Source organism: Citrobacter sp. RHB21-C05 (assembly GCF_013889015.1).
GTDB lineage: Bacteria > Pseudomonadota > Gammaproteobacteria > Enterobacterales > Enterobacteriaceae > Citrobacter_A > Citrobacter_A sedlakii.
The window spans coordinates 1-24,155 of the sequence record NZ_CP057611.1; the positions used below are offsets into that span (position 1 = coordinate 1).

The following is a 24,155-nucleotide window of genomic DNA, read 5'->3' on the forward strand; positions in this document are numbered from 1 at the left end:
GTGTCACTTTCGCTTTGGCAGCAGTGTCTTGCCCGATTGCAGGATGAGTTACCAGCCACAGAATTCAGTATGTGGATACGCCCGTTGCAGGCGGAACTGAGCGATAACACGCTGGCTTTGTATGCGCCAAACCGTTTTGTGCTCGATTGGGTAAGAGACAAGTATCTCAATAATATCAATGGGCTGCTGAATAATTTTTGCGGCGCTGACGCCCCGCAGCTACGCTTTGAGGTCGGCACGAAGCCGGTCACCCAGACGCTGAAGACGCCGGTCAATAACAATGTTGCCGCGCCCGCTCAGGTGGCTCAGGTACAACCACAACGTCAGGAACCCGCGGCGGCGCGTCCCGGCTGGGACAACGTACCGGCGCCCGCTGAGCCTACCTACCGTTCTAACGTTAACGTGAAACACACGTTTGATAACTTCGTCGAAGGTAAATCTAACCAGCTGGCGCGCGCGGCGGCGCGTCAGGTGGCGGACAACCCTGGCGGCGCCTATAACCCGTTATTTCTGTATGGCGGCACCGGTCTGGGGAAAACCCACCTGTTGCACGCGGTAGGAAACGGTATTATGGCGCGCAAGCCCAACGCGAAAGTCGTGTATATGCACTCCGAACGCTTTGTGCAGGACATGGTGAAGGCCCTGCAAAACAACGCGATCGAAGAGTTCAAACGCTACTACCGTTCCGTTGACGCGCTGCTGATCGATGACATTCAGTTCTTTGCCAATAAAGAACGATCCCAGGAAGAATTTTTCCACACCTTTAACGCCTTGCTCGAAGGTAATCAGCAGATCATTTTGACGTCGGATCGTTATCCTAAAGAGATCAACGGCGTCGAGGATCGTTTGAAATCCCGCTTTGGTTGGGGGTTGACGGTGGCGATCGAACCACCTGAACTGGAAACCCGCGTGGCGATCCTGATGAAAAAGGCTGATGAAAACGACATTCGTCTGCCTGGCGAAGTGGCGTTCTTTATCGCCAAGCGACTGCGCTCTAACGTGCGTGAGCTGGAAGGGGCGCTGAACCGCGTGATTGCTAACGCCAACTTTACCGGTCGGGCGATCACCATCGACTTCGTTCGCGAAGCGCTGCGCGATCTGCTGGCGTTGCAGGAAAAACTGGTCACTATCGACAATATTCAGAAGACAGTGGCGGAGTATTACAAAATCAAGATTGCGGATCTGCTGTCCAAGCGTCGTTCTCGCTCGGTAGCGCGTCCGCGTCAGATGGCGATGGCGCTGGCCAAAGAGCTTACCAACCACAGTCTGCCGGAAATTGGCGACGCGTTTGGCGGGCGTGACCACACCACCGTACTCCACGCCTGCCGCAAGATTGAGCAGTTGCGTGAAGAAAGCCATGATATTAAAGAAGATTTCTCCAATTTAATCAGAACATTATCTTCGTGACGCTATGAAATTTACCGTTGAACGTGAACATTTATTAAAACCGCTTCAGCAGGTCAGCGGCCCGCTGGGTGGTCGTCCTACGCTGCCGATTCTCGGTAACCTGTTGCTGCAGGTGGCTGACGGTACGCTTTCGCTGACCGGTACCGATCTTGAAATGGAAATGGTGGCGCGCGTTGCGTTGATTCAGCCGCATGAGCCTGGCGCGACCACAGTCCCGGCACGCAAATTCTTTGATATTTGCCGTGGCCTGCCGGAAGGCGCTGAAATCGCCGTTCAACTGGAAGGCGATCGCATGCTGGTGCGCTCTGGTCGCAGCCGATTTTCGCTTTCCACCCTGCCTGCCGCCGACTTCCCGAATCTGGACGACTGGCAAAGCGAGGTCGAATTCACGTTGCCGCAGGCGACGATGAAACGTCTGATTGAGGCCACGCAATTCTCCATGGCGCATCAGGATGTGCGTTACTATTTAAACGGTATGCTGTTCGAAACGGAAGGTGAAGAGCTGCGTACGGTGGCGACCGATGGTCACCGTCTGGCGGTCTGCTCCATGCCGATCGGCCAGTCGCTGCCGAGTCATTCAGTGATCGTGCCGCGTAAAGGCGTGATTGAACTGATGCGTATGCTCGACGGCGGCGAAAACCCGCTGCATGTGCAGATCGGCAGCAACAACATCCGCGCTCATGTGGGCGACTTTATCTTTACGTCCAAGCTGGTGGATGGCCGCTTCCCTGACTACCGTCGCGTGTTGCCGAAAAATCCGGATAAACATCTGGAAGCCGGCTGCGATATTCTTAAGCAGGCGTTTGCCCGTGCGGCGATCCTCTCGAACGAAAAGTTCCGCGGCGTGCGCCTGTACGTGAGTGAAAACCAGCTCAAAATTACCGCCAATAACCCGGAACAGGAAGAAGCAGAAGAAATTCTGGATGTGACTTATCCGGGAACGGAAATGGAGATCGGCTTTAACGTCAGCTACGTGCTGGATGTGCTGAATGCGCTGAAGTGTGAAACCGTGCGCATTATGCTGACCGACTCCGTCTCCAGCGTACAGATTGAAGATGCCGCATCACAAAGCGCGGCATACGTCGTCATGCCTATGAGACTTTAGTGAAAAATATCGGGCTATCTTGCTTGCCATTATCAACCTGGGCTGTGCTCGCCCCTGTCACGTACTTCGTGTACGCTTCAGGGTTTGTGCGCAGTCCGCGTTGAAACTGGCTGCGCCGATTACGCCCTGGCCCGAAGAAACCCTGATATGTCACTGACGCGCCTTTTAATCAAAGACTTCCGCAATATCGAAAGCGCGGATCTCGCTTTATCCCCCGGCTTTAACTTCCTGGTTGGCGCCAACGGCAGCGGCAAAACCAGCGTGCTCGAAGCCATCTATACGCTCGGCCATGGCCGGGCGTTTCGCAGTTTGCAGCCAGGCCGCGTGATTCGCCATGAACAGGACGCGTTTGTTCTGCATGGACGTTTGCAGGGCGCAGAGCGGGAAACCGCCATCGGCCTGACCAAAGACAAACAGGGCGACAGCAAAGTGCGCATCGATGGCACCGACGGTCACAAGGTCGCGGAGCTGGCGCACCTGATGCCAATGCAACTGATTACCCCCGAGGGGTTTACTTTGCTCAATGGCGGCCCCAAATACAGAAGAGCGTTCCTCGATTGGGGATGCTTTCACAACGAAACCGGATTCTTTACCGCCTGGAGCAACCTGAAGCGGCTGCTGAAACAGCGTAACGCCGCGCTGCGCCAGGTGAGTCGTTACGAACAACTGCGTCCGTGGGATAAAGAACTCATTCCGCTGGCGGAACAAATCAGCACCTGGCGCGCTGCGTACAGCGCCGGTATCGCGCAGGATATGGCGGACACCTGCCAGCAGTTCCTTCCTGAATTCACGCTCTCGTTCTCTTTCCAGCGCGGCTGGGAGAAAGAGACGGAGTATGCCGAGGTGCTGGAGCGCGGTTTCGAACGCGACCGCATGTTGACTTACACCGCGCACGGTCCGCACAAAGCGGATTTTCGCATTCGCGCCGATGGCGCGCCGGTGGAAGATACCTTGTCGCGTGGGCAGCTTAAGCTGCTAATGTGCGCCTTACGTCTGGCGCAAGGCGAATACCTCACCCGCGAGAGCGGGCGGCGGTGTTTGTACCTGATAGATGATTTTGCCTCTGAACTTGATGATGCGCGTCGCGGGCTGCTGGCCAGCCGCTTAAAAGCGACGCAATCGCAGGTCTTCGTCAGCGCAATCAGCGCTGAACACGTTCTGGACATGTCGGATGAAAATTCGAAGATGTTTACCGTGGAAAAGGGTAAAATAACGGATTAACCCAAGATTAAATGAGCGAGAAACGTTGATGTCGAATTCTTATGACTCCTCCAGTATCAAAGTCCTGAAAGGACTCGATGCGGTGCGTAAGCGCCCGGGTATGTATATCGGCGACACGGATGACGGCACCGGTCTGCACCACATGGTATTTGAGGTGGTAGATAACGCTATCGACGAAGCGCTCGCGGGTCACTGTAAAGACATTATCGTCACGATCCATGCTGACAACTCCGTTTCCGTACAGGATGACGGGCGTGGCATCCCGACCGGTATCCATCCGGAAGAGGGCGTCTCGGCGGCGGAAGTGATCATGACCGTCCTGCACGCAGGCGGTAAATTCGATGATAACTCCTATAAAGTGTCCGGCGGTCTGCACGGCGTTGGTGTTTCCGTGGTAAACGCCCTGTCCCAGAAACTGGAACTGGTTATCCAGCGCGATAACAAAATCCACCGTCAGATTTATGAGCACGGCGTACCGCAGGCTCCGCTGGCGGTGACCGGCGATACCGATAAAACCGGTACGATGGTCCGTTTCTGGCCAAGCCTGGAAACCTTCACCAACGTCACTGAGTTCGAATACGAGATCCTGGCGAAACGTCTGCGTGAGCTGTCCTTCCTCAACTCTGGCGTCTCTATTCGCTTGAAAGACAAGCGCGACGGTAAAGAAGACCACTTCCACTATGAAGGCGGCATCAAGGCGTTCGTTGAGTATCTGAACAAAAACAAAACGCCGATTCACCCGAATATCTTCTATTTTTCTACAGAAAAAGACGGTATCGGCGTGGAAGTGGCATTGCAGTGGAACGACGGTTTCCAGGAAAACATTTACTGCTTTACCAATAACATTCCACAGCGTGACGGCGGTACACACCTTGCGGGCTTCCGGGCGGCGATGACCCGTACCCTGAACGCCTACATGGACAAAGAAGGTTACAGCAAAAAAGCCAAAGTCAGCGCCACCGGCGACGACGCCCGTGAAGGCCTGATTGCCGTGGTGTCCGTGAAGGTGCCGGATCCGAAGTTCTCCTCCCAGACCAAAGACAAGCTGGTGTCGTCTGAGGTGAAATCGGCGGTGGAACAGCAGATGAACGAACTGCTGAGCGAATACCTGCTGGAAAATCCGTCTGACGCGAAAATCGTTGTCGGTAAGATTATCGACGCGGCGCGCGCCCGTGAAGCGGCGCGCCGCGCCCGTGAAATGACTCGCCGTAAAGGCGCGCTGGACTTAGCCGGTCTGCCGGGCAAGCTGGCGGACTGTCAGGAACGCGACCCGGCGCTGTCCGAACTGTACCTCGTGGAAGGGGACTCCGCGGGCGGCTCTGCGAAGCAGGGGCGTAACCGCAAGAACCAGGCGATTCTGCCGCTGAAGGGGAAAATCCTTAACGTCGAGAAAGCGCGCTTCGACAAGATGCTCTCTTCTCAGGAAGTGGCCACGCTTATCACCGCGCTGGGCTGCGGCATTGGTCGCGACGAGTACAACCCGGACAAACTGCGCTATCACAGCATCATCATCATGACCGATGCGGACGTCGACGGCTCGCACATCCGTACGCTGCTGTTGACCTTCTTCTACCGTCAGATGCCGGAAATCGTCGAGCGCGGGCACGTCTACATTGCTCAGCCGCCGCTGTACAAAGTGAAGAAAGGCAAGCAGGAACAGTACATTAAAGACGATGAGGCGATGGATCAGTACCAGATCTCCATCGCGCTGGACGGTGCGACGCTGCATGCCAACGCCAGCGCGCCGGCGCTGTCCGGTGAAGCGTTAGAAAAACTGGTGTCTGAGTACAATGCGACGCAAAAAATGATTGGTCGTATGGAGCGTCGTTTCCCGAAAGCACTGCTGAAAGAGCTGGTTTATCAGCCGACGCTGGTGGAAGCCGATCTTTCTGACGAGCAGAAAGTGACTCGTTGGGTGAACGCGCTGATCACCGAGCTGAACGAGAAAGAGCAGCACGGCAGCATGTGGAAGTTCGACATTCAGCACAATGCGGAACAGAACCTCTACGAGCCGATCGTCCGGGTACGTACTCACGGCGTGGATACCGACTATCCGCTGGATCACGAGTTTGTGACCGGTGCGGAATACCGTCGCATCTGCACGCTTGGCGAGAAACTGCGTGGCCTGATCGAAGACGACGCATTTATCGAACGTGGCGAACGTCGTCAGCCGGTCGCCAGCTTCGAGCAGGCGCTGGACTGGTTGGTGAAAGAGTCTCGTCGTGGCCTCGCTATTCAGCGTTATAAAGGTCTGGGCGAGATGAACCCGGAACAGCTGTGGGAAACTACCATGGACCCGGAAAGCCGTCGTATGCTGCGCGTTACCGTGAAAGATGCGATTGCCGCCGACCAGCTGTTTACCACGCTGATGGGCGATGCCGTCGAACCGCGTCGCGCCTTTATCGAAGAAAACGCCCTGAAAGCGGCGAACATCGATATTTAATCGGACCACAAAAGGGGAAATCCGTTTCCCCTTTCAATCCTCCTTTTGATAGCTGTTTTTTGAGCGGAATCGCGTTAGCATGAGTCAGGACTCATTTAATGCGGGGAATTCATGTCTATCAAACTCATTGCTATCGATATGGATGGCACCCTTCTGCTGCCCGATCACACCATTTCGCCTGCGGTAAAAAACGCGATTGCCGCTGCCCGGGAAAAGGGGGTCAACGTAGTGTTAACCACCGGTCGTCCCTATGCTGGTGTGCACAGCTACCTGAAAGAACTCCATATGGAACAGCCTGGCGACTACTGCATCACGTATAATGGCGCGCTGGTGCAGAAAGCAGGCGATGGCAGTACCGTTGCGCAAACAGCGCTAAGCTACGACGATTACCGTTACCTGGAAAAACTCTCCCGCGAAGTGGGTTCACACTTTCACGCCCTGGATCGCAACACGTTATATACCGCCAACCGTGACATAAGTTATTACACCGTGCATGAGTCCTACGTTGCGACCATTCCGCTGGTGTTCTGTGAAGCGGAAAAAATGGACCCGGCAACCCAGTTCCTGAAAGTGATGATGATTGACGAGCCCGCGATCCTCGATAAAGCCATTTCCCGCATTCCGGCAGAGGTGAAAGAGAAGTACACGGTACTGAAAAGTGCGCCGTACTTCCTCGAAATCCTGGATAAACGCGTCAATAAAGGCACCGGCGTGAAGTCGCTGGCCGATGCGCTGGAGATCAAGCCGGAAGAGATTATGGCGATTGGCGATCAGGAAAATGATATCGCCATGATTGAATACGCTGGTATGGGCGTGGCGATGGACAACGCTATACCGTCGGTGAAAGAGATCGCCAACTTTGTCACCAAATCTAATCTGGAAGACGGCGTGGCATACGCAATTGAAAAGTTTGTGCTGAATTAATGCCTGATCGTTAACACGCGAGCCGTTATTCGGCAAACAACCCCACCCGCATTTATTGCGGGTTTTTTTATGTCTTTCGTTTCTCTCTCATAACATTTTTATTACCGATTGTCGTTTTTGTGATCTAAATTGTAGTACAACACAATGGTGTTGTACTACATTGCGCGCATGGCAATGACGAATGACGTCACGTTAGTACTACAAAATTGAGGCGAATTTCAGCGGTAACGGTAAAGTAGAGCGGTACATTCAGAGCAGAAGGACTTTTCATGACTCTCAATAAAACCGATCGCATCGTTATCACGCTGGGCAAACAGATTGTTAGCGGTAAGTACGTACCTGGTTCAGCGCTTCCGGCAGAAGCGGAGCTGTGTGAGGAATTTGAAACCTCACGCAACATCATCCGCGAAGTGTTCCGTTCGCTGATGGCGAAACGCCTTATTGAAATGAAGCGTTATCGCGGGGCGTTTGTTACGCCACGTAATCAGTGGAATTACCTTGATACTGACGTCCTGCAATGGGTACTGGAAAACGACTACGACCCGCGCCTGATTAGCGCAATGAGTGAAGTGCGTAACCTGGTCGAACCGGCTATAGCACGCTGGGCAGCGGAACGCGCGACCTCAAGCGATCTGGCGGAAATCGAGTCGGCGCTCAATGACATGATCGCCAACAACCAGGATCGGGATGCCTTCAATGAAGCGGATATTCGCTACCACGAGGCGGTGTTGCAGTCGGTACATAACCCGGTTTTACAGCAGCTTAGCGTGGCGATTAGCTCGCTACAGCGGGCAGTTTTTGAACGGACCTGGATGGGCGATGAGGCCAACATGCCAAAAACGCTCCAGGAACATAAGGCGCTATTCGATGCAATACGGCATCAGGATAGCGATGCGGCAGAGCAGGCGGCCTTAACCATGATCGCCAGCTCGACACGAAGGCTCAAGGAAATCACATGACAGCACGCTACATCGCAATTGACTGGGGATCGACCAATCTGCGCGCCTGGCTATATCAGGGCGAGCAGTGCCTGGAGAGCAGGCAATCCGAAGCGGGCGTAACGCGTCTGAACGGTAAATCCCCGGAGGCGGTGTTAGCAGAAGTGACCGATGCCTGGCGCGACGGCGCTACGCCGATAGTGATGGCGGGAATGATCGGCAGTAACGTGGGCTGGAAAATCGCCCCTTATTTACCGGTTCCCGCCAGTTTCTCGGCCATTGGCGAGCATGTAACGTCTGTTGGCGACAATATCTGGATTATTCCCGGGCTTAGCGTTTCGCGCGAGGATAATCATAACGTGATGCGTGGCGAAGAAACCCAACTGCTGGGCGCCCGTACGCTCTCCCCTTCCGCTGTCTATGTCATGCCCGGAACCCACTGCAAATGGGTGCTGACCGATGCTGAGCAAATCCACGATTTTCGCACTGTGATGACAGGAGAACTGCATCACCTGCTGCTGCGTCATTCGCTGGTGGGCGCTGGTTTGCCTGATCAGGTTCCGTCTCCGGAGGCGTTCGCCGCCGGTCTGGAGCGCGGTCTCACCTCGCCTGACGTTCTGCCAAAACTCTTTGAAGTTCGCGCTTCCTACGTGCTGGGAAGCCTGCCGCGAGAGCAGGTCAGCGAATTTTTATCCGGCCTGCTGATTGGCGCGGAAGTCGCCAGTATGGGCGATTTTATCCCAGGCGAGCAGGCCATCACCCTTGTTGCTGGCTCATCGCTGACCGCGCGCTATCAGCAGGCATTTCACGCTGTCGGGCGCGAGGTGGCGACGGTAGCCGGCGATACGGCATTTCAGGCAGGCATAAGGAGCATCGCACATGCAGTGGCAAACTGACCTTCCGCTAATCGCAATTCTGCGCGGCATTACGCCCGACGAAGCGCTGGCACACGTCGGCGCGGTCATCGACGCCGGTTTCGATGCGGTTGAAATTCCGCTTAACTCTCCGCAATGGGAAAAAAGCATTCCGACAGTCGTCGATGCGTTTGGTAACAGGGCGCTGATCGGGGCCGGAACGGTACTTAAACCCGAACAGGTAGACCAGCTCGCACAGTTGGGATGCAGGCTGATTGTTACGCCAAATATCAATCCAGACGTGATTCGCCGCGCGGTGGGTTACGGCATGACCGTCTGCCCGGGATGCGCTACGGCCACAGAAGCCTTTACCGCTCTCGATGCGGGCGCGCAGTCTCTCAAAATTTTCCCGTCGTCGGCCTTTGGCCCGGATTACATCAAAGCGCTGAAAGCGGTCTTACCTCCCAGCGTGCCGGTCTTTGCCGTGGGCGGCGTAACGCCGGAAAACCTGACGCAGTGGATAAACGCAGGCTGTGTGGGGGCGGGGCTGGGCAGCGATCTCTATCGTGCGGGTCAGTCAGTGGAACGAACCGCGCAGCAGGCGGCAGCATTTGTTAAAGCGTATCGAGAGGCAGTGAAATGAAGATAACGAAAATCACCACGTACCGTTTACCTCCGCGGTGGATGTTCCTGAAAATCGAAACCGATGAAGGCGTAGTTGGCTGGGGCGAACCGGTCATTGAAGGACGCGCGCGCACGGTGGAAGCGGCAGTCCATGAATTTGGCGATTACCTGATTGGTCAGGATCCAGCGCGTATCAACGATTTGTGGCAGGTCATGTACCGGGCCGGGTTTTACCGCGGCGGCCCGATCATGATGAGCGCCATCGCCGGTATTGACCAGGCGTTATGGGATATCAAAGGGAAAGTGCTGAACGCGCCGGTATGGCAACTGATGGGCGGTCTGGTGCGGGATAAAATCAAAGCCTACAGCTGGGTCGGCGGTGACCGTCCTGCAGAGGTGATTGATGGCATCAATAAGCTGCGTGGGATTGGTTTTGACACCTTCAAACTCAATGGCTGCGAAGAGCTGGGCGTTATCGACAATTCTCGGGCGATAGACCGCGCCGTCAATACCGTGGCGCAAATCCGTGAAGCCTTTGGCAGCGAAATTGAGTTTGGCCTGGACTTCCACGGTCGCGTCAGCGCGCCGATGGCAAAAGTGCTAATTAAAGAGCTGGAGCCGTATCGCCCGCTGTTTATTGAGGAGCCGGTACTGGCCGAGCAGGCGGAATACTATCCGAAACTGGCAGAACAGACGCACATTCCGATCGCGGCGGGTGAACGTATGTTCTCGCGCTTTGAGTTCAAACGCGTGCTGGAAGCCGGCGGCATTGCGATATTACAGCCCGATCTCTCCCACGCGGGCGGCATCACTGAATGCTACAAGATTGCCGGGATGGCGGAAGCGTACGATGTGGCCCTGGCGCCGCACTGCCCGCTTGGACCCATCGCACTGGCGGCCTGTCTGCATGTGGATTTTGTCTCCCGCAACGCGGTATTCCAGGAGCAAAGCATGGGTATTCACTACAACCAGGGCGCGGAGCTGCTCGACTTTGTGAAGAATAAAGAAGACTTCAACATGGAAGGCGGTTTCTTCAGGCCATTAATGAAACCGGGTCTGGGCGTAGAAATTGATGAAGCGAAGGTCATCGAGCTGAGCAAAAATGCGCCGGACTGGCGTAATCCTTTATGGCGTCATGAAGACGGCAGCGTAGCGGAGTGGTAATACGCGCCATACTTCGCGCATTCCGGTTACGTTTTTAATTAAAAAAATTAAACACACCCTCTGTAAATTACAGGGCATGGTGAGCGGCTTCGCTATGCCCAAAATCTGGAGACAGATTGCGATGGATATTCCAGTTACTGCTGCAAAAACCGGGCGTCGTCGTTATGTGACGCTGATTATGATCTTTATTACCGTGGTGATTTGCTATGTTGACCGCGCCAACCTTGCCGTGGCTTCAGCGCATATCCAGGAGGAGTTTGGCATCAGCAAAGCGGAAATGGGCTATGTTTTCTCGGCGTTTGCCTGGCTGTATACGCTGTGCCAAATCCCCGGCGGCTGGTTCCTTGACCGCGTGGGGTCGCGCCTGACTTACTTTATTGCCATTCTCGGCTGGTCGGTGGCGACCCTGTTCCAGGGATTCGCGACCGGGTTGCTGTCGCTGATTAGCCTGCGTGCGATTACCGGGATTTTCGAAGCGCCCGCTTTCCCTACCAACAACCGGATGGTGACCAGTTGGTTCCCGGAGCATGAACGCGCTTCCGCTGTGGGTTTTTACACCTCAGGGCAGTTTGTCGGCCTGGCATTCCTCACTCCACTACTTATCTGGATCCAGGAGCTGCTGAGCTGGCACTGGGTGTTTATCGTCACTGGCGGGATTGGCATTATCTGGTCGCTGATCTGGTTTAAGGTCTACCAGCCGCCGCGCCTGACCAAAAGTATCAGCAAAGCGGAACTGGACTATATTCGTGACGGCGGCGGCCTGGTGGACGGCGACGCGCCGGTGAAAAAAGAGGCGCGCCAGCCGCTGAGCAAAGCCGACTGGAAATTGGTGTTTCACCGCAAGCTGGTGGGCGTCTATCTGGGGCAGTTTGCGGTAACCTCGACGCTGTGGTTCTTTTTGACCTGGTTTCCGAACTACCTGACGCAGGAAAAAGGCATCACTGCCCTGAAAGCCGGTTTTATGACGACGGTGCCTTTCCTCGCCGCGTTCTTCGGTGTCCTGCTTTCCGGATGGCTGGCAGACAAACTGGTGAAAAAAGGCTTCTCCCTCGGCGTGGCGCGTAAAACGCCGATTATCTGCGGCCTGTTAATCTCAACCTGTATTATGGGGGCGAACTACACCAACGATCCGGTCTGGATTATGACTCTGATGGCGCTGGCCTTCTTTGGCAATGGGTTTGCCTCTATCACCTGGTCGCTGGTTTCATCGCTTGCCCCGATGCGACTGATCGGCCTGACCGGCGGCGTGTTTAACTTTGTCGGTGGGCTCGGCGGGATCACCGTACCGCTGGTTATTGGTTACCTGGCGCAGGATTACGGCTTTGGCCCGGCGCTGGTCTATATTTCAGCCGTTGCCCTGGTGGGCGCCCTTTCTTATATCCTGCTGGTGGGGGATGTAAAACGCGTCGGTTAAGGCGTGTTTACCAGCCTGCCAGCGTTAACGGTGGGCTGGTCATCCTGCGTTACGGGAATATGCGCCATGCCGCTTTGCATGATCCACCTACGGGTCATCGCCGAGGTTAATACCCGACTCTTCAGGATTTTGCCATACAGCTTAAGGCGTAATTTGCGGGTCGCTTTTTGGTAAGCGTTATTTTTGTCCGCTGTTTCCTGCCCGAAAATACCGTGAAGGATCTCCGCGCTGTCCAGCGCATAGCTGATGCCTTCCAGCGAGCTGGCGCTGATAAATCCTGCCGCTTCGCCAATCAGAAAGGCATTCTCTTTACCGCAGACGAAGTCCGCCCAGCGCGACGGGAACAGAACCGTGCATTTCTCGCTTTTTACCGGTTTGCCGAAGCGGAACTGAAATGCCTCCATCCTGGCTTTTAATGCTTCAAATCGGGCTTGTCCGTCCTTCATCGGATACGCCCCGCCAAAGATAAAATAGCCATCCTTACTGATGCTCCAGGAATAACAGTCCGTGGCGGCGTTATCGAAAATACAGGAATAAAACGGCACCGGATGGCTTTCCGCAAACCACTGCTGGATAGCGACGTATTTGCGAATCCGATGTTGTGGATAAAGAGCACGGCGTACCAGTGAGTTTGCGCCATCGGCACCGACCAGATAGCGGGCGCTAATCTGCTGCTCCCAGCCGTCGGCGCGAAAAATAACGTGCCATTTGCCCTCTTCCCGCCAGACTTTACGGCACAGGCTGTCATGGTAAACCTGCACATCGTCAGGGATCAGCGACTTCATCCATAAATCAAAGGCATGGCGATTAATGTTGATGTAACTGCGCGGGTAGTTACGCGTGAGGGCTGCGTCAACGTCTACCGTCTTAACGCTGAATATTTGCGGATTAGCGATCACGTCCACAGGGAGCGTCATTCCGTCGCGAATAAATGAACGTTGTGCATCTGGCGCCAGCAGGCCGCCGCAAGGTTTAGTAAAGCCTTCGTTTCCGCACTGACGCTTTTTATCCAGCGCGATGACCCGCATCTTACCGCTTAACTTACGCGCCAGGGCTGCGCCCGCCGGGCCAAGGCCAATAATCGCAACGTCGAAATGTTCCATCTTTCTGTCCGCAAAAATAAAGATGACGCTACGCTAAAGCCTGAAAGTGAAGTCCTTGTGAAGTATGATGAGCAAAATCGTTTTGCAACGGGCTAACTCATGAAGCAAGTCACCTTTACGCCGCGTCATCATCAGCTGACCAATATCAATACCTGGACGCCGGACAGCAGCTGGCTGGTTTTTGATGTTCGCCCGTCCGGCGCGTCGTTTACGGGAGATACCATTGAGCGGGTCAATATACATACCGCTGAGCGGGAGGTGATTTACCGTGCCGATCGGGGGGCGCACGTTGGCGTCGTGACCGTTCATCCGCAGGTTGAAAAATATGTGTTCATTCACGGACCGGAGCATCCGGATGCGCACTGGCAGTACGATTTTCATCACCGTCGCGGAGTCATCGCTGAAGCGGGAAGCGTGTCGACTCTTGATGCGATGGACATCACCGCGCCCTGGACGCCTGGCGCGTTGCGTGGCGGCAGTCATGTCCATGTGTTTAGCCCGAACGGGAAATTTGTCAGCTTTACCTATAACGATCATGTGCTTCATGAGCGCGACCTGGCGCTGGATTTACGCAACGTTGGCGTCGCGACGCCGTATGGTCCGGTTACTGTTTCCGCAGAGCATCCCCGTGAGTACAGCGGCAGCCACTGGTGTGTACTGGTCAGTCAGACCACGCCTTCGCCACAGCCGGGTAGCGATGAAATCAACCGCGCCTACGAAGAAGGCTGGGTGGGTAACGCTGCGTTGGCGTTTATTGGCGACACGCTTTCCGTGACGGGCGAAAAGGTGCCGGAACTGTTTCTGGTCGATCTCCCTCAGGATGAGGCGGGCTGGAAAACCCCCGGCGACGCGCCGCTGGAAGGTACGGCGTCAACCTTGCCCGCGCCGCCGCGCGGCGTGAATCAGCGTCGCCTGACGTTCACCCACTCGCGTCGTTTCCCGGGGCTGGTCAACGTGCCGCGCCACTGGGTACGTAGCAATCCACAGGGAAGCGATATTGCCTTTTTGATGCGCGATGATAAAGGGATTGTGCAGCTCTGGCTTATTCCGGCGCAGGGTGGTGAACCGCGGCAGTTGACGCGCCATGCTACGGGCATACAGTCTGCGTTTAACTGGCATCCGTCGGGAAAATGGCTGGGATTTGTGCTGGATAACCGCATCGCCTGCTGCGATGCGCAAAACGGGGTGACGACGTTTCTGACCCAGCAACACGGGAATCCGCCGTCTGCGGATGCCGTCGTGTTCTCACCGGATGGCAAGTGGGTGGCATGGATGGAAGACGTTGACGGTTTCCGGCAGCTTTGGGTGACAGAAACCAGTCTGTAATTATTGTACGGGCATTCTGGCTGGCGGGATCACGGCATTGGTGGCCTGAGTGCTCTCCTCGCTTTTTTCAACGCGCGACCTGACCGAGCTGTCTTTGCGGAACAAATCCCACGGCAAAAGAATCGTGTCCATTACCGCGGTAAAAGGCATATCCAGAACCGCCAGCGATTTGGTGCCCCAGTTGGTTTCATCGTCGCCAATCATCGCGGCGCTGGCGCGCGTGCCTGGGTAAGTTCCCTCTTTACCGCCAGTATGTGACATTACGCTGGAGCAACCGCTCAGTATAACCATCCCACTGCACATCATCAGCGTTAACAACACATTTCTTATCATGATTTATTCATCTATTGATTATGGGTGTTTGCATGATGAGTTATAGCTGTCCCTTGCCAGAAAAACATCCTCATCATGTCGCTCTGTGGCGGTTATCGCACTTTACCATTACGTGCCTTACCCACCCAGTCTATGCAATAGACACCAAACTGCAAAAAAAAGTCCGCCGGACGCGCTTGAAAAGTTCGCAATCAGACCCATTTTGATGTTGTAGACGAATGAAGGACACGCCTGATGGGTGTTCTGACTACCAGACCTGTCCATGATGGAAGGTCATATATTCTCGCTGATTTCAGGAGCTATTGATTATGCGTAACTTTGATTTATCCCCGCTGTACCGTTCTGCAATTGGTTTTGACCGCCTGTTTAACCTGCTAGAGAACAACCAGAGCCAGAGCAATGGCGGCTACCCTCCGTATAACGTTGAGCTGGTAGACGAAAACCACTACCGCATTGCGATTGCCGTTGCCGGTTTCGCAGAAAGCGAACTGGAAATTACCGCGCAGGATAACCTGCTGGTGGTGAAAGGCGCCCATGCGGATGAGCAAAAAGAACGTACTTACCTTTACCAGGGCATTGCGGAACGCAACTTTGAGCGCAAGTTCCAGTTAGCCGAGAACATTCATGTTCGTGGCGCGAATCTGGTAAACGGACTGCTGTATATCGAGCTTGAGCGCGTGATTCCGGAAGCGAACAAACCGCGCCGTATCGAGATCAACTAATTCCGCGGGCCGCGCTGCGCGGCCTGTTAAACAGTGCTTGCCGTCAGGGAGCACAGGCGAATCTGCGGATTCGCAAGCTTAACTCGCTTCTTAGAAGGAGAAACAACGATGCGTAACTACGATTTATCCCCTCTGCTGCGTCAATGGATCGGTTTCGACAAACTGGCCAGCGCGTTGCAAAATGCCGGTGAAAGCCAGAGCTTCCCGCCCTATAACATTGAAAAAAGCGACGATAACCACTACCGCATTACCCTTGCGCTGGCCGGTTTTCGTCAGGAAGATCTGGACATTCAACTGGAAGGCACACGGTTAACGGTAAAAGGCACCCCCGTACAGCCTGAAAAAGAGACCAAATGGTTACATCAGGGGCTGGTCAGCCAGGCGTTCAGCCTGAGCTTCACCCTGGCTGAAAATATGGAAGTCTCCGGCGCCACTTTCGTTAACGGGTTGCTGCATATCGATTTAACCCGCAATGTGCCGGAAACCCTTGCTCCGCAACGTATCGCCATTAGCGAACGTCCCGCGTTAAACAGCTAATAAAATAGCTCCTTGCCATTGCCCCGCCAGAAATGACGGGGCTTTTTTGTGTGAAGCGTACAACACGCCCGTCTTAAGCGCCTTTCCGGTTTTTTGTAACATCATAATGTGCGCCAGTCTGCATATATGCCTGAACGATTCAGTCATAATCCTTATAAATTCAAATGTTATTCACAGGGAATAAAAATGAGTGATATAGCATTGACGGTCAGCGTTCTGGCGTTGGTGGCAGTTGTCGGATTATGGATCGGCAATATCAAGGTGCGGGGTGTCGGCTTCGGCATTGGGGGCGTGCTGTTCGGCGGGATTATCGTCGGCCACTTTGTCGACCAGGCAGGCGTGACGCTGAGCGGCGATATGCTGCACTTCATCCAGGAGTTTGGCCTGATCCTCTTTGTCTACACCATTGGCATTCAGGTGGGGCCAGGCTTCTTCGCCTCGCTGCGCGTTTCAGGCTTACGCCTCAACCTGTTTGCGATTCTGATAGTCATCATGGGCGGCCTGGTCACCGCAATCCTGCATAAAATCTTCGCCATCCCGCTGCCGGTGGTGCTGGGGATATTTTCTGGCGCGGTGACCAATACCCCGGCGCTGGGGGCAGGGCAGCAAATTCTGCGCGATCTGGGTACGCCCATGGAGGTGGTGGATCAGATGGGGATGAGCTACGCGATGGCTTATCCGTTTGGCATTTGCGGCATTTTGCTGACCATGTGGCTGATGCGGCTGATTTTCCGCGTCAATGTCGATGCGGAAGCGCGACAGCATGAATCGACGCTCACTAATGGTCATTCACTGATACAGACCATCAATATCCGCGTTGAAAACCCTAACCTCAACAATATGGCGATCCAGGATGTGCCCATCCTGAACAGTGACAAAATTATCTGCTCGCGTCTGAAGCGTGAGGAGACGCTAATGGTGCCGTCGCCGACCACCGTCATTCAGATTGGCGATCTGTTGCACCTGGTTGGGCAGCCCGGCGATCTGCATAACGCCCAGCTGGTTATCGGTCAGGAAGTGGATACCTCGCTTTCAACGCGGGGCACCGATCTGCGCGTTGAGCGGGTGGTGGTGACTAACGAAAAAGTGCTCGGCAAGCGCATCCGCGATCTGCATTTTAAGGAACGTTACGATGTGGTGATCTCCCGACTCAACCGCGCAGGCGTTGAGCTGGTCGCCAGTAGCGATGCCAGCTTGCAGTTTGGCGACATTCTCAATCTGGTGGGCCGTCCAGCCTCGATTGATGCCGTGGCCAATGTCGTTGGAAACGCCCAGCAGAAGCTGCAGCAGGTACAGATGTTGCCGGTATTTATTGGTATCGGTTTGGGGGTATTGCTGGGCTCCATTCCGCTGTTCATTCCTGGCTTCCCGGTGGCCTTAAAACTGGGGCTGGCGGGTGGGCCGCTGATTATGGCGTTGATCCTCGGTCGTATCGGCAGCGTCGGTAAGCTGTACTGGTTTATGCCGCCGAGCGCCAACCTGGCGTTGCGGGAACTGGGTATTGTGCTTTTCCTGGCGGTTGTCGGCCTGAAATCAGGCGGTGACTTTATCGATACCCTGACCCAGGGCGAAGGCTTAAGCTGGATTGGCTACGGCATATTTATCACCGCGATCCCGCTGATTACCGTTGGTCTGCTGGCGCGAATTTTCGCCAAAATGAACTACCTGACGCTGTGCGGAATGCTGGCCGGTTCAATGACCGATCCGCCCGCGCTGGCGTTTGCGAATAACCTGCATGCCACCAGCGGCGCGGCGGCGCTCTCTTATGCCACGGTGTATCCGCTGGTGATGTTCCTGCGAATTATCACGCCGCAACTGCTGGCGGTGATTTTTTGGGGGTTAGGATAACGTTGGCTGCCGGATAGCGCTGTGAATTGCGCTTATCCGGCATACTCATTTTTACGTTTCAGCACTGCCGATGGCGCATAGCCAAATTTCTGTTTAAACGCCTTGCTGAAGTGAAACGAATCAAAAAAGTTGAGCCTGTCCGCCACCTGCCCGACGGTATTTCCCTCTTGCTTTAACAGCGACAACGCCAGTTCCAGCCGGGCATCCAGTACATATTCCTTCGGCGTCTTGCCGGTATAGCGTAAAAAGAGCCGACGTAGCCAGGCTTCGCTACAGGGAAGCGTTGCCGCCATATCAGCGACGCTCCAGCGCTGTTGCAAACTGGCATGGAGAGTGGCAATAAGTTTTTCAATTTGCAGACGTTGCGGATCTTTTTTACCTTCTGCGTCAATAAGACAAATCCACTGATAAATTATTTTGGTGAGAAACGCGACGGCAAGGTTATTTTTGATCGGCTCTGGCGACGTGATTAATTGTGAGACATATTCCAGTTCATTATTATAATCCTCACCCTGATAAATAACGCTTTGTTGACGAACAGGAATATCCATAACGCTGGTGGGCGTAAACTCCATCCAGTATTGTTCCCACAGCAATCCGTCACAATGATAAGACTGAATATCCGTCGGTTTTAAAAAAATGATGCAATTGCCATTAAGTGTAATTTGTTCGCCGTCTTTTAAGCGTATTTTCCCGCACCCCTGAACGGTATACACAGCGACCCAGGCGTTGGCGATTAGCGGTTTTTTCTTATCGCGTGGCCAAATAACCCGATACTGTTCATCGGCGAAGGTGTGCCACAGCGATATCAATGAAATGCCGCTGGAGATCACATTTTCATTAATCAACAGCGGAATATTGTACGTCGTTTCGTTTTTTACATGCGAACTTTGCAAATTTCCATTCATTTTAATTTCTCGCCGGAGAATTATGCTCACAACCTGAACATAACAGAAAAGGATCCGTTCAGGGATATGACGTATGTACTTTAAGAAATCTGACTGCCTGAACCGGCCTGTTATTGCTCCTCCCTACACCGAGCGCGCCGGGACATAAACACTAAAAGGGCTAAGAGATGAATACGCTACAAATTATGAGCTTTGTCGGCTTTACGCTGTTGGTGGCGGCGATCACCTGGTGGAAAGTACGCAAAACGGATACCGGTTCGCAACAGGGATATTTTCTGGCGGGGCGTTCACTGAAAGCGCCGGTTATCGCCGCGTCGTTAATGCTGACCAACCTGTCCACCGAACAGTTGGTGGGCCTTTCTGGCCAGGCGTACAAGAGCGGGATGTCGGTCATGGGATGGGAAGTGACGTCCGCTGTTACCTTAATTTTCCTCGCGCTGATCTTCCTGCCGCGTTATCTCCAGCGTGGAATTGCTACCATTCCTGATTTTCTTGAAGAGCGCTATGACAAAACGACGCGCATTATTATTGACTTCTGCTTTCTGATTGCGACTGGCGTCTGTTTTCTGCCGATCGTGTTGTATTCCGGCGCGCTGGCGTTAAACAGCCTGTTTCATATCAGCGAATCGCTGCAAATATCCCACGGCGCGGCGATCTGGCTGTTGGTTATTTTACTCGGGCTGGCGGGGATTATTTACGCGGTTATCGGCGGTCTGCGGGCAATGGCGGTGGCCGACTCTATCAACGGTATCGGTCTGGTGATTGGCGGTCTGTTAGTGCCCATATTTGGCTTAATGGCCATGGGGAAAGGCAGTTTTTTACAGGGTATTGAACAGCTCACTACCGTGCATGCGGAAAAATTAAACTCCATTGGCGGGGCGAACGATCCGTTGCCCATTGGCGCGGCGTTTACCGGCCTGATTCTGGTAAACACTTTTTACTGGTGCACAAATCAGGGCATTGTGCAGCGCACGCTGGCGTCGAAAAGCCTGGCGGAAGGGCAAAAAGGGGCGCTATTAACCGCCGTACTGAAAATGCTCGACCCGCTGGTGCTGGTATTGCCGGGATTGATTGCGTTTCACCTGTATCAGGATTTACCTAAAGCGGATATGGCGTACCCGACGCTGGTGAATAATGTGCTGCCGGTTCCGCTGGTGGGCTTTTTTGGCGCGGTATTATTTGGTGCGGTGATCAGCACCTTCAACGGTTTTCTTAATAGCGCCAGCACGTTATTCAGCATGGGCATTTATCGCCGCATCATCAACCCGCAGGCGCAACCAGACCAGCTTGTGCGCGTCGGACGTAAATTCGGCTTCTTCATCGCCATTATTTCCGTTCTGGTGGCGCCGTGGATCGCCAACGCGCCGGAAGGGCTTTACAGCTGGATGAAACAGCTTAACGGCATCTATAACGTACCGCTGGTGACGATTATTATCATGGGCTTTTTCTTCCCGCGGATTCCTGCCCTGGCGGCAAAAGTGGCGATGGCGCTGGGAATTGTCAGTTATATCACCATCAACTATCTGGTGAAGTTTGATTTTCACTTCCTCTATGTCCTGGCCTGTACCTTCTGCATCAATGTTTTCGTCATGCTCATCATCGGCGCGATCAAACCGCGCGCCACGCCGTTCAGGTTTCAGGACGCGTTTGCGGTGGACATGCAGCCGTGGAAAAACGCGAAGATCGCCTCCGTTGGCATCCTGTCCGCCATGATTGGCGTCTATTCCGGCCTCGCGCAGTTTGGTGGTTATTCTACCCGCTGGCTGACCATTCTCAGTTACGGCATAACAGCGCTGGTCATTTTTTATTTGATCTACAGCAGTTGGCAGACCCGCCGTTCTGCCGCTGCGACCTGTGTCCCTGACGCTAAGGAAAACGCATGACCCGGCCTAACTTTCTGTTCATCATGACCGACACTCAGGCAACCAATATGGTTGGGTGTTACAGCGGTAAGCCGCTGAACACGCATCATATTGACCAGTTGGCCGCCGAAGGCATCCGCTTCAATTCCGCCTTTACCTGTTCGCCGGTGTGCACGCCCGCCCGCGCGGGACTGTTTACCGGCATCTACGCCAATCAGTCCGGACCGTGGACGAACAATGTCGCGCCGGGGAAAAATATCTCCACGATGGGGCGTTATTTTAAAGATGCGGGCTACCACACCTGTTATATCGGGAAATGGCATCTTGACGGGCACGACTATTTTGGGACTGGCGAATGCCCGCCTGAATGGGACGCTGACTACTGGTACGACGGGGCGAATTACCTGGCGGAACTGAGTGAGAAAGAGATCGCCTTGTGGCGTAACGGCCTGAACAGCATAGACGATTTACAGGCCAACAACATTGATGAGACGTTTACCTGGGCGTATCGCATCAGCAACCGGGCGGTGGATTTTCTTCACCAGCCCGCCCGCGCTGACGAGCCATTTTTGATGGTTGTCTCCTACGACGAACCGCACCATCCGTTTACCTGCCCGGTTGCGTATTTGCAGAAATATCAGGATTTTTATTACGAACTGGGGGCGAAAGCGCGCGATACGCTGGCAAACAAGCCTGAACATCATCGCTTGTGGTCCCAGGCGATGCCCTCGCCGGTGGGCGAAGACGGGCGCTATTACCACCCGCTCTACTTCGCCTGCAATGATTTTGTTGACGATCAGATCGGACGGGTCATTAATGCTTTAACGCCGGAGCAACGGGAAAATACCTGGGTGATCTACACGTCCGATCATGGCGAAATGATGGGCGCGCATCGGCTGATCAGTAAAGGGGCGGCGATGTACGATGACATCACGCGCATACCGCTGATCATCCGTTCGCCACAGGGCGAGCGCCGCCAGGTGGATACGCCGGTCAGCCATATCGATCTGCTGCCGACCCTGATGGCGCTGGCGGGTATGGATAAGCCGGATATTCTGCCGGGTGAAAATATTCTGGCCGCGCATTCGCCGCGCGGCGTGATGGTGGAGTTCAACCGCTACGAGATTGAACACGACAGCTTTGGCGGATTTATTCCGGTGCGCTGCTGGGTGACGGAGGAATACAAGCTGGTGCTTAACCTGTTCACTACTGATGAACTCTATGACCGGAAAAACGATGCGGATGAGTTAAATAACCTGATCGATGACCCCGGTTTCACCGAGGTTCGCAACGCGATGCACGATGCGCTACTGGATTATATGGACAAAATCCGCGATCCGTTTCGAACGTACCAGTGGAGTCTGCGCCCGTGGCGCAAAGACGCGCAGCCGCGCTGGATGGGCGCTTTCCGCCCGCGTCCTGAAGACGGTTATTCGCCGGTTGTGCGTGATTACGATACCGGTTTGCCCACTCAGGGCGTGAAAGTGGAGGAGAAAAAACAGAAGTTCTGACTACAATGTTTGCTTGCCCGGCCTGCGTTTACGCATAACCGTAGGCCGAATAAGGCGTCAGCCGCCCCGGCGCCAGGCAATATTGATGAAAAGGAGTCCTGATGAAGATTTCCCGCCTTGGAGAAGCGCCGGACTACCGCTTCTCGCTGGCAAACGAGCGTACATTTCTGGCGTGGATCCGCACCGCGCTGGGTTTTCTGGCGGCAGGCGTCGGTCTCGACCAGCTCGCGCCGGATTTCGCCACGCCGGTGATTCGTGAACTGTTGGCGCTACTGCTGTGCCTGTTTTCGGGCGGTCTGGCGATTTACGGCTATCTTCGCTGGCTGCGTAACGAAAAGGCGATGCGCCTGAAAGAAGATTTACCCTACACGCATAGCTTGCTGATTATCAGCCTGATTTTGATGGTTGTGGCGGCGATCGTCATCGCGCTGGTGCTGTATGCCGGATAGCCGGAAAGCGCGGCGGATTGCCGACCCCGGGTTACAGCCTGAACGCACATCGCTGGCCTGGTTTCGCACACTGCTGGGCTATGGCGCGTTGATGGCGCTGGCGGTCAAACACAACTGGCATCAGGCCGGATTTCTGTTCTGGGTCTCCATCGCGGTGCTGGCGGTGGTCGCGATTATCCTCTGGCGCTATACCCTGAATCGTAACCTGATGGACGTGACGCACCCGGATTTTTCGCAATCCAGAGCAGTGCGTGACAAATTTATGATCTCCCTCGCGGTGTTATCCCTCGCAATACTGTTTGCTGTTACGCACATTCGCCAACTTATTGCCTTTATCGGGAATTTCGCATGACAGGATGTCAGGTCATGGCCAAGCCGGCCAGTTCACGTTGTAACCTTGATTGTCGTTACTGTTTTTATATCGATAAACCCACCCAGCCAGTGATGGATGACGCCACGCTCACGGCGTTTATCCAGCAACATATTGCTGCGCAGCCAGGGCCGGAGGTGCTGTTTGCCTGGCAGGGCGGCGAACCGACCCTTTGTGGCCTGGATTTTTTCCACCGCGTCGTTGCCTTACAAAAACAGTACGGCGAGGGGAAACAGATCCGCAACGCCTTCCAGACAAATGGCATAGTACTTAATGACGACTGGTGTCGTTTTCTGCATGACAACGGCTGGCTGGTTGGACTGTCGCTGGATGGTCCGGCGGCGCTGCACGACGCGTATCGCGTGAGCCGAAGCGGGCGTCCAACCCATCATAACGTCATCAACGCACTGGAGAAGCTTGTCGCGCATCGCGTCGCGTTCAACCTGTTGGTGGTGATCAATCGGCTGAACAGCCAGCAGCCGGAGGAAATGTATCGCTATCTTCGTCAGCTCGGCACGCCGTTTTTGCAGTTTATTCCGTTGGTGGAATATGACGAAACCGGCGCGTTGAGCGCAGAGTCCGTCGAGCCGCGGGCGTGGGGGGATTTTTTGAGCTGCGTGTTTGACCTCTGGGTGTGGGAAGATATTGGCCGCGTCTATATCCAGCTTTTCGATTCGACGCTGGGCGTATGGTGCGGCTACCCGTCTCAGATGTGTGCGTTAAGTAAAACCTGCGGTCATGCGTTTGCGCTGGAGGCGAATGGCGATCTGTATCAGTGCGACCATTACGTTTATCCGCAGTATCTGTTAGGTAATATTCATCACACGTTATTGAAAGTCATCAATGAGATGCCGCAGGTGGAGGCATTTGGTCGCAGTAAAAACACCACCCTGACCGCAACCTGTCAGCGCTGCGTCTGGCTAAAATTCTGCCATGGCGACTGCCCTAAACATCGGGATGCCTCAGGAAAAAGCCCGCTGTGCGCGGGCTACAGAGCCTTTTTTTCCCATACTGCGCCATATATGCGGGTGATGCGCGACCTCATTAAAATGCATCGCTCACCGATGGAACTGATGGCGATGCTGCGCTAAG

22 protein-coding genes and 1 other annotated feature are annotated in these 24,155 nt (G+C 54.5%); of the genes, 19 read left to right on the forward strand and 3 right to left on the reverse strand.

Features of this window, described 5'->3' with window-relative positions; all coding sequences use genetic code 11:
- The 10 genes from dnaA to HVX72_RS00050 all read left to right on the forward strand — a co-directional run bounded on the left by dnaA (nt 1) and on the right by HVX72_RS00050 (nt 12,094).
- Complete coding sequence (gene dnaA, locus HVX72_RS00005) at nt 1–1,407, forward strand: chromosomal replication initiator protein DnaA (protein WP_060569962.1); 1,407 nt, start codon at nt 1–3, stop codon at nt 1,405–1,407.
- Between the two features lie 4 nt (nt 1,408–1,411).
- Nucleotides 1,412–2,512: a DNA polymerase III subunit beta gene (gene dnaN / locus HVX72_RS00010; protein WP_042287249.1), complete on the forward strand. Its 1,101-nt coding sequence runs from the start codon at nt 1,412–1,414 to the stop codon at nt 2,510–2,512.
- Between the two features lie 147 nt (nt 2,513–2,659).
- Nucleotides 2,660–3,733 (forward strand): DNA replication/repair protein RecF, encoded by a 1,074-nt coding sequence (recF, locus tag HVX72_RS00015; RefSeq protein ID WP_060569963.1) that lies wholly within the window; start codon nt 2,660–2,662, stop codon nt 3,731–3,733.
- A gap of 28 nt (nt 3,734–3,761) precedes the next feature.
- A complete protein-coding gene (gyrB, locus tag HVX72_RS00020; RefSeq protein ID WP_042287244.1) occupies nt 3,762–6,176 on the forward strand; it encodes a DNA topoisomerase (ATP-hydrolyzing) subunit B in 2,415 nt (804 codons plus the stop codon).
- A 111-nt stretch (nt 6,177–6,287) separates the two neighbouring features.
- Nucleotides 6,288–7,100 carry a sugar-phosphatase gene (yidA, locus tag HVX72_RS00025; RefSeq protein WP_181822287.1) on the forward strand — a complete coding sequence of 271 codons (813 nt, stop codon included), beginning with the start codon at nt 6,288–6,290 and terminating at the stop codon, nt 7,098–7,100.
- A gap of 269 nt (nt 7,101–7,369) precedes the next feature.
- Nucleotides 7,370–8,059, forward strand: a complete 690-nt coding sequence (dgoR, locus tag HVX72_RS00030) for a D-galactonate utilization transcriptional regulator DgoR (protein WP_042287238.1) — start codon at nt 7,370–7,372, stop codon at nt 8,057–8,059.
- Nucleotides 8,056–8,934 carry a 2-dehydro-3-deoxygalactonokinase gene (locus HVX72_RS00035; protein ID WP_181822288.1) on the forward strand — a complete coding sequence of 293 codons (879 nt, stop codon included), beginning with the start codon at nt 8,056–8,058 and terminating at the stop codon, nt 8,932–8,934. Before dgoR ends, HVX72_RS00035 begins: the two co-directional genes overlap by 4 nt.
- Complete coding sequence (locus tag HVX72_RS00040) at nt 8,918–9,535, forward strand: 2-dehydro-3-deoxy-6-phosphogalactonate aldolase (RefSeq protein ID WP_181822289.1); 618 nt, start codon at nt 8,918–8,920, stop codon at nt 9,533–9,535. The genes HVX72_RS00035 and HVX72_RS00040 overlap by 17 nt, the downstream gene beginning before the upstream one ends.
- Nucleotides 9,532–10,680: a galactonate dehydratase gene (dgoD, locus tag HVX72_RS00045; RefSeq protein WP_042287229.1), complete on the forward strand. Its 1,149-nt coding sequence runs from the start codon at nt 9,532–9,534 to the stop codon at nt 10,678–10,680. The genes HVX72_RS00040 and dgoD overlap by 4 nt, the downstream gene beginning before the upstream one ends.
- Before the next feature lie 76 nt (nt 10,681–10,756).
- Nucleotides 10,757–12,094 carry an MFS transporter gene (locus HVX72_RS00050; protein ID WP_181822290.1) on the forward strand — a complete coding sequence of 446 codons (1,338 nt, stop codon included), beginning with the start codon at nt 10,757–10,759 and terminating at the stop codon, nt 12,092–12,094.
- Here the strand turns inward: HVX72_RS00050 and cbrA are convergent.
- The gene (gene cbrA / locus HVX72_RS00055; RefSeq protein ID WP_181822291.1) at nt 12,091–13,197 is read right to left on the reverse strand and encodes a colicin M resistance lipid reductase CbrA; all 1,107 of its coding nucleotides are present in this window, start codon (nt 13,195–13,197) and stop codon (nt 12,091–12,093) included. The genes HVX72_RS00050 and cbrA overlap by 4 nt on opposite strands.
- Before the next feature lie 99 nt (nt 13,198–13,296).
- Between cbrA and HVX72_RS00060 the strand changes: the two genes are divergently transcribed.
- On the forward strand, nt 13,297–14,523 hold the full coding sequence (locus tag HVX72_RS00060) for a DUF3748 domain-containing protein (protein WP_181822292.1): 1,227 nt from the start codon (nt 13,297–13,299) through the stop codon (nt 14,521–14,523).
- Here the strand turns inward: HVX72_RS00060 and HVX72_RS00065 are convergent, their stop codons facing one another.
- Nucleotides 14,524–14,856 carry a YceK/YidQ family lipoprotein gene (locus HVX72_RS00065; protein WP_042287219.1) on the reverse strand — a complete coding sequence of 111 codons (333 nt, stop codon included), beginning with the start codon at nt 14,854–14,856 and terminating at the stop codon, nt 14,524–14,526.
- 242 nt (nt 14,857–15,098) lie between these two features.
- Nucleotides 15,099–15,171, forward strand: a sequence feature (ROSE (Repression Of Heat Shock gene Expression) occurs in the 5'-region of heat shock genes and acts as an RNA thermometer to modulate expression.).
- Between HVX72_RS00065 and ibpA the strand changes: the two genes are divergently transcribed.
- The 3 genes from ibpA to HVX72_RS00080 all read left to right on the forward strand — a co-directional run bounded on the left by ibpA (nt 15,165) and on the right by HVX72_RS00080 (nt 17,963).
- Complete coding sequence (gene ibpA, locus HVX72_RS00070; protein WP_001532742.1) at nt 15,165–15,578, forward strand: small heat shock chaperone IbpA; 414 nt, start codon at nt 15,165–15,167, stop codon at nt 15,576–15,578. Its footprint overlaps the feature before it by 7 nt.
- A 108-nt stretch (nt 15,579–15,686) precedes the next feature.
- Nucleotides 15,687–16,115 carry a small heat shock chaperone IbpB gene (gene ibpB, locus HVX72_RS00075; protein ID WP_042287214.1) on the forward strand — a complete coding sequence of 143 codons (429 nt, stop codon included), beginning with the start codon at nt 15,687–15,689 and terminating at the stop codon, nt 16,113–16,115.
- Nucleotides 16,116–16,301: 186 nt separating this feature from the next.
- On the forward strand, nt 16,302–17,963 hold the full coding sequence (locus HVX72_RS00080; protein ID WP_181822293.1) for a putative transporter: 1,662 nt from the start codon (nt 16,302–16,304) through the stop codon (nt 17,961–17,963).
- A 32-nt stretch (nt 17,964–17,995) separates the two neighbouring features.
- On the opposite strand, the gene HVX72_RS00085 is transcribed toward HVX72_RS00080, so the two are convergent.
- On the reverse strand, nt 17,996–18,871 hold the full coding sequence (locus HVX72_RS00085; RefSeq protein ID WP_060569971.1) for an AraC family transcriptional regulator: 876 nt from the start codon (nt 18,869–18,871) through the stop codon (nt 17,996–17,998).
- A 167-nt stretch (nt 18,872–19,038) separates the two neighbouring features.
- Between HVX72_RS00085 and HVX72_RS00090 the strand changes: the two genes are divergently transcribed.
- From HVX72_RS00090 to HVX72_RS00110, 5 genes are all read left to right on the forward strand, one after another.
- Nucleotides 19,039–20,754 (forward strand): solute:sodium symporter family transporter, encoded by a 1,716-nt coding sequence (locus HVX72_RS00090; protein WP_181822294.1) that lies wholly within the window; start codon nt 19,039–19,041, stop codon nt 20,752–20,754.
- Entirely contained in the window at nt 20,751–22,244 is a 1,494-nt protein-coding gene (locus HVX72_RS00095) for a sulfatase-like hydrolase/transferase (RefSeq protein WP_042287202.1), read from the forward strand. The genes HVX72_RS00090 and HVX72_RS00095 overlap by 4 nt, the downstream gene beginning before the upstream one ends.
- 101 nt (nt 22,245–22,345) lie before the next feature.
- Nucleotides 22,346–22,693, forward strand: coding sequence for a YidH family protein (locus tag HVX72_RS00100; protein ID WP_042287198.1), 348 nt, complete (start codon nt 22,346–22,348; stop codon nt 22,691–22,693).
- Nucleotides 22,683–23,045 carry a DUF202 domain-containing protein gene (locus HVX72_RS00105; protein WP_060569974.1) on the forward strand — a complete coding sequence of 121 codons (363 nt, stop codon included), beginning with the start codon at nt 22,683–22,685 and terminating at the stop codon, nt 23,043–23,045. Before HVX72_RS00100 ends, HVX72_RS00105 begins: the two co-directional genes overlap by 11 nt.
- Nucleotides 23,042–24,154, forward strand: a complete 1,113-nt coding sequence (locus HVX72_RS00110) for an anaerobic sulfatase maturase (protein ID WP_181822295.1) — start codon at nt 23,042–23,044, stop codon at nt 24,152–24,154. Before HVX72_RS00105 ends, HVX72_RS00110 begins: the two co-directional genes overlap by 4 nt.
- Nucleotide 24,155 lies beyond the last annotated feature (1 nt).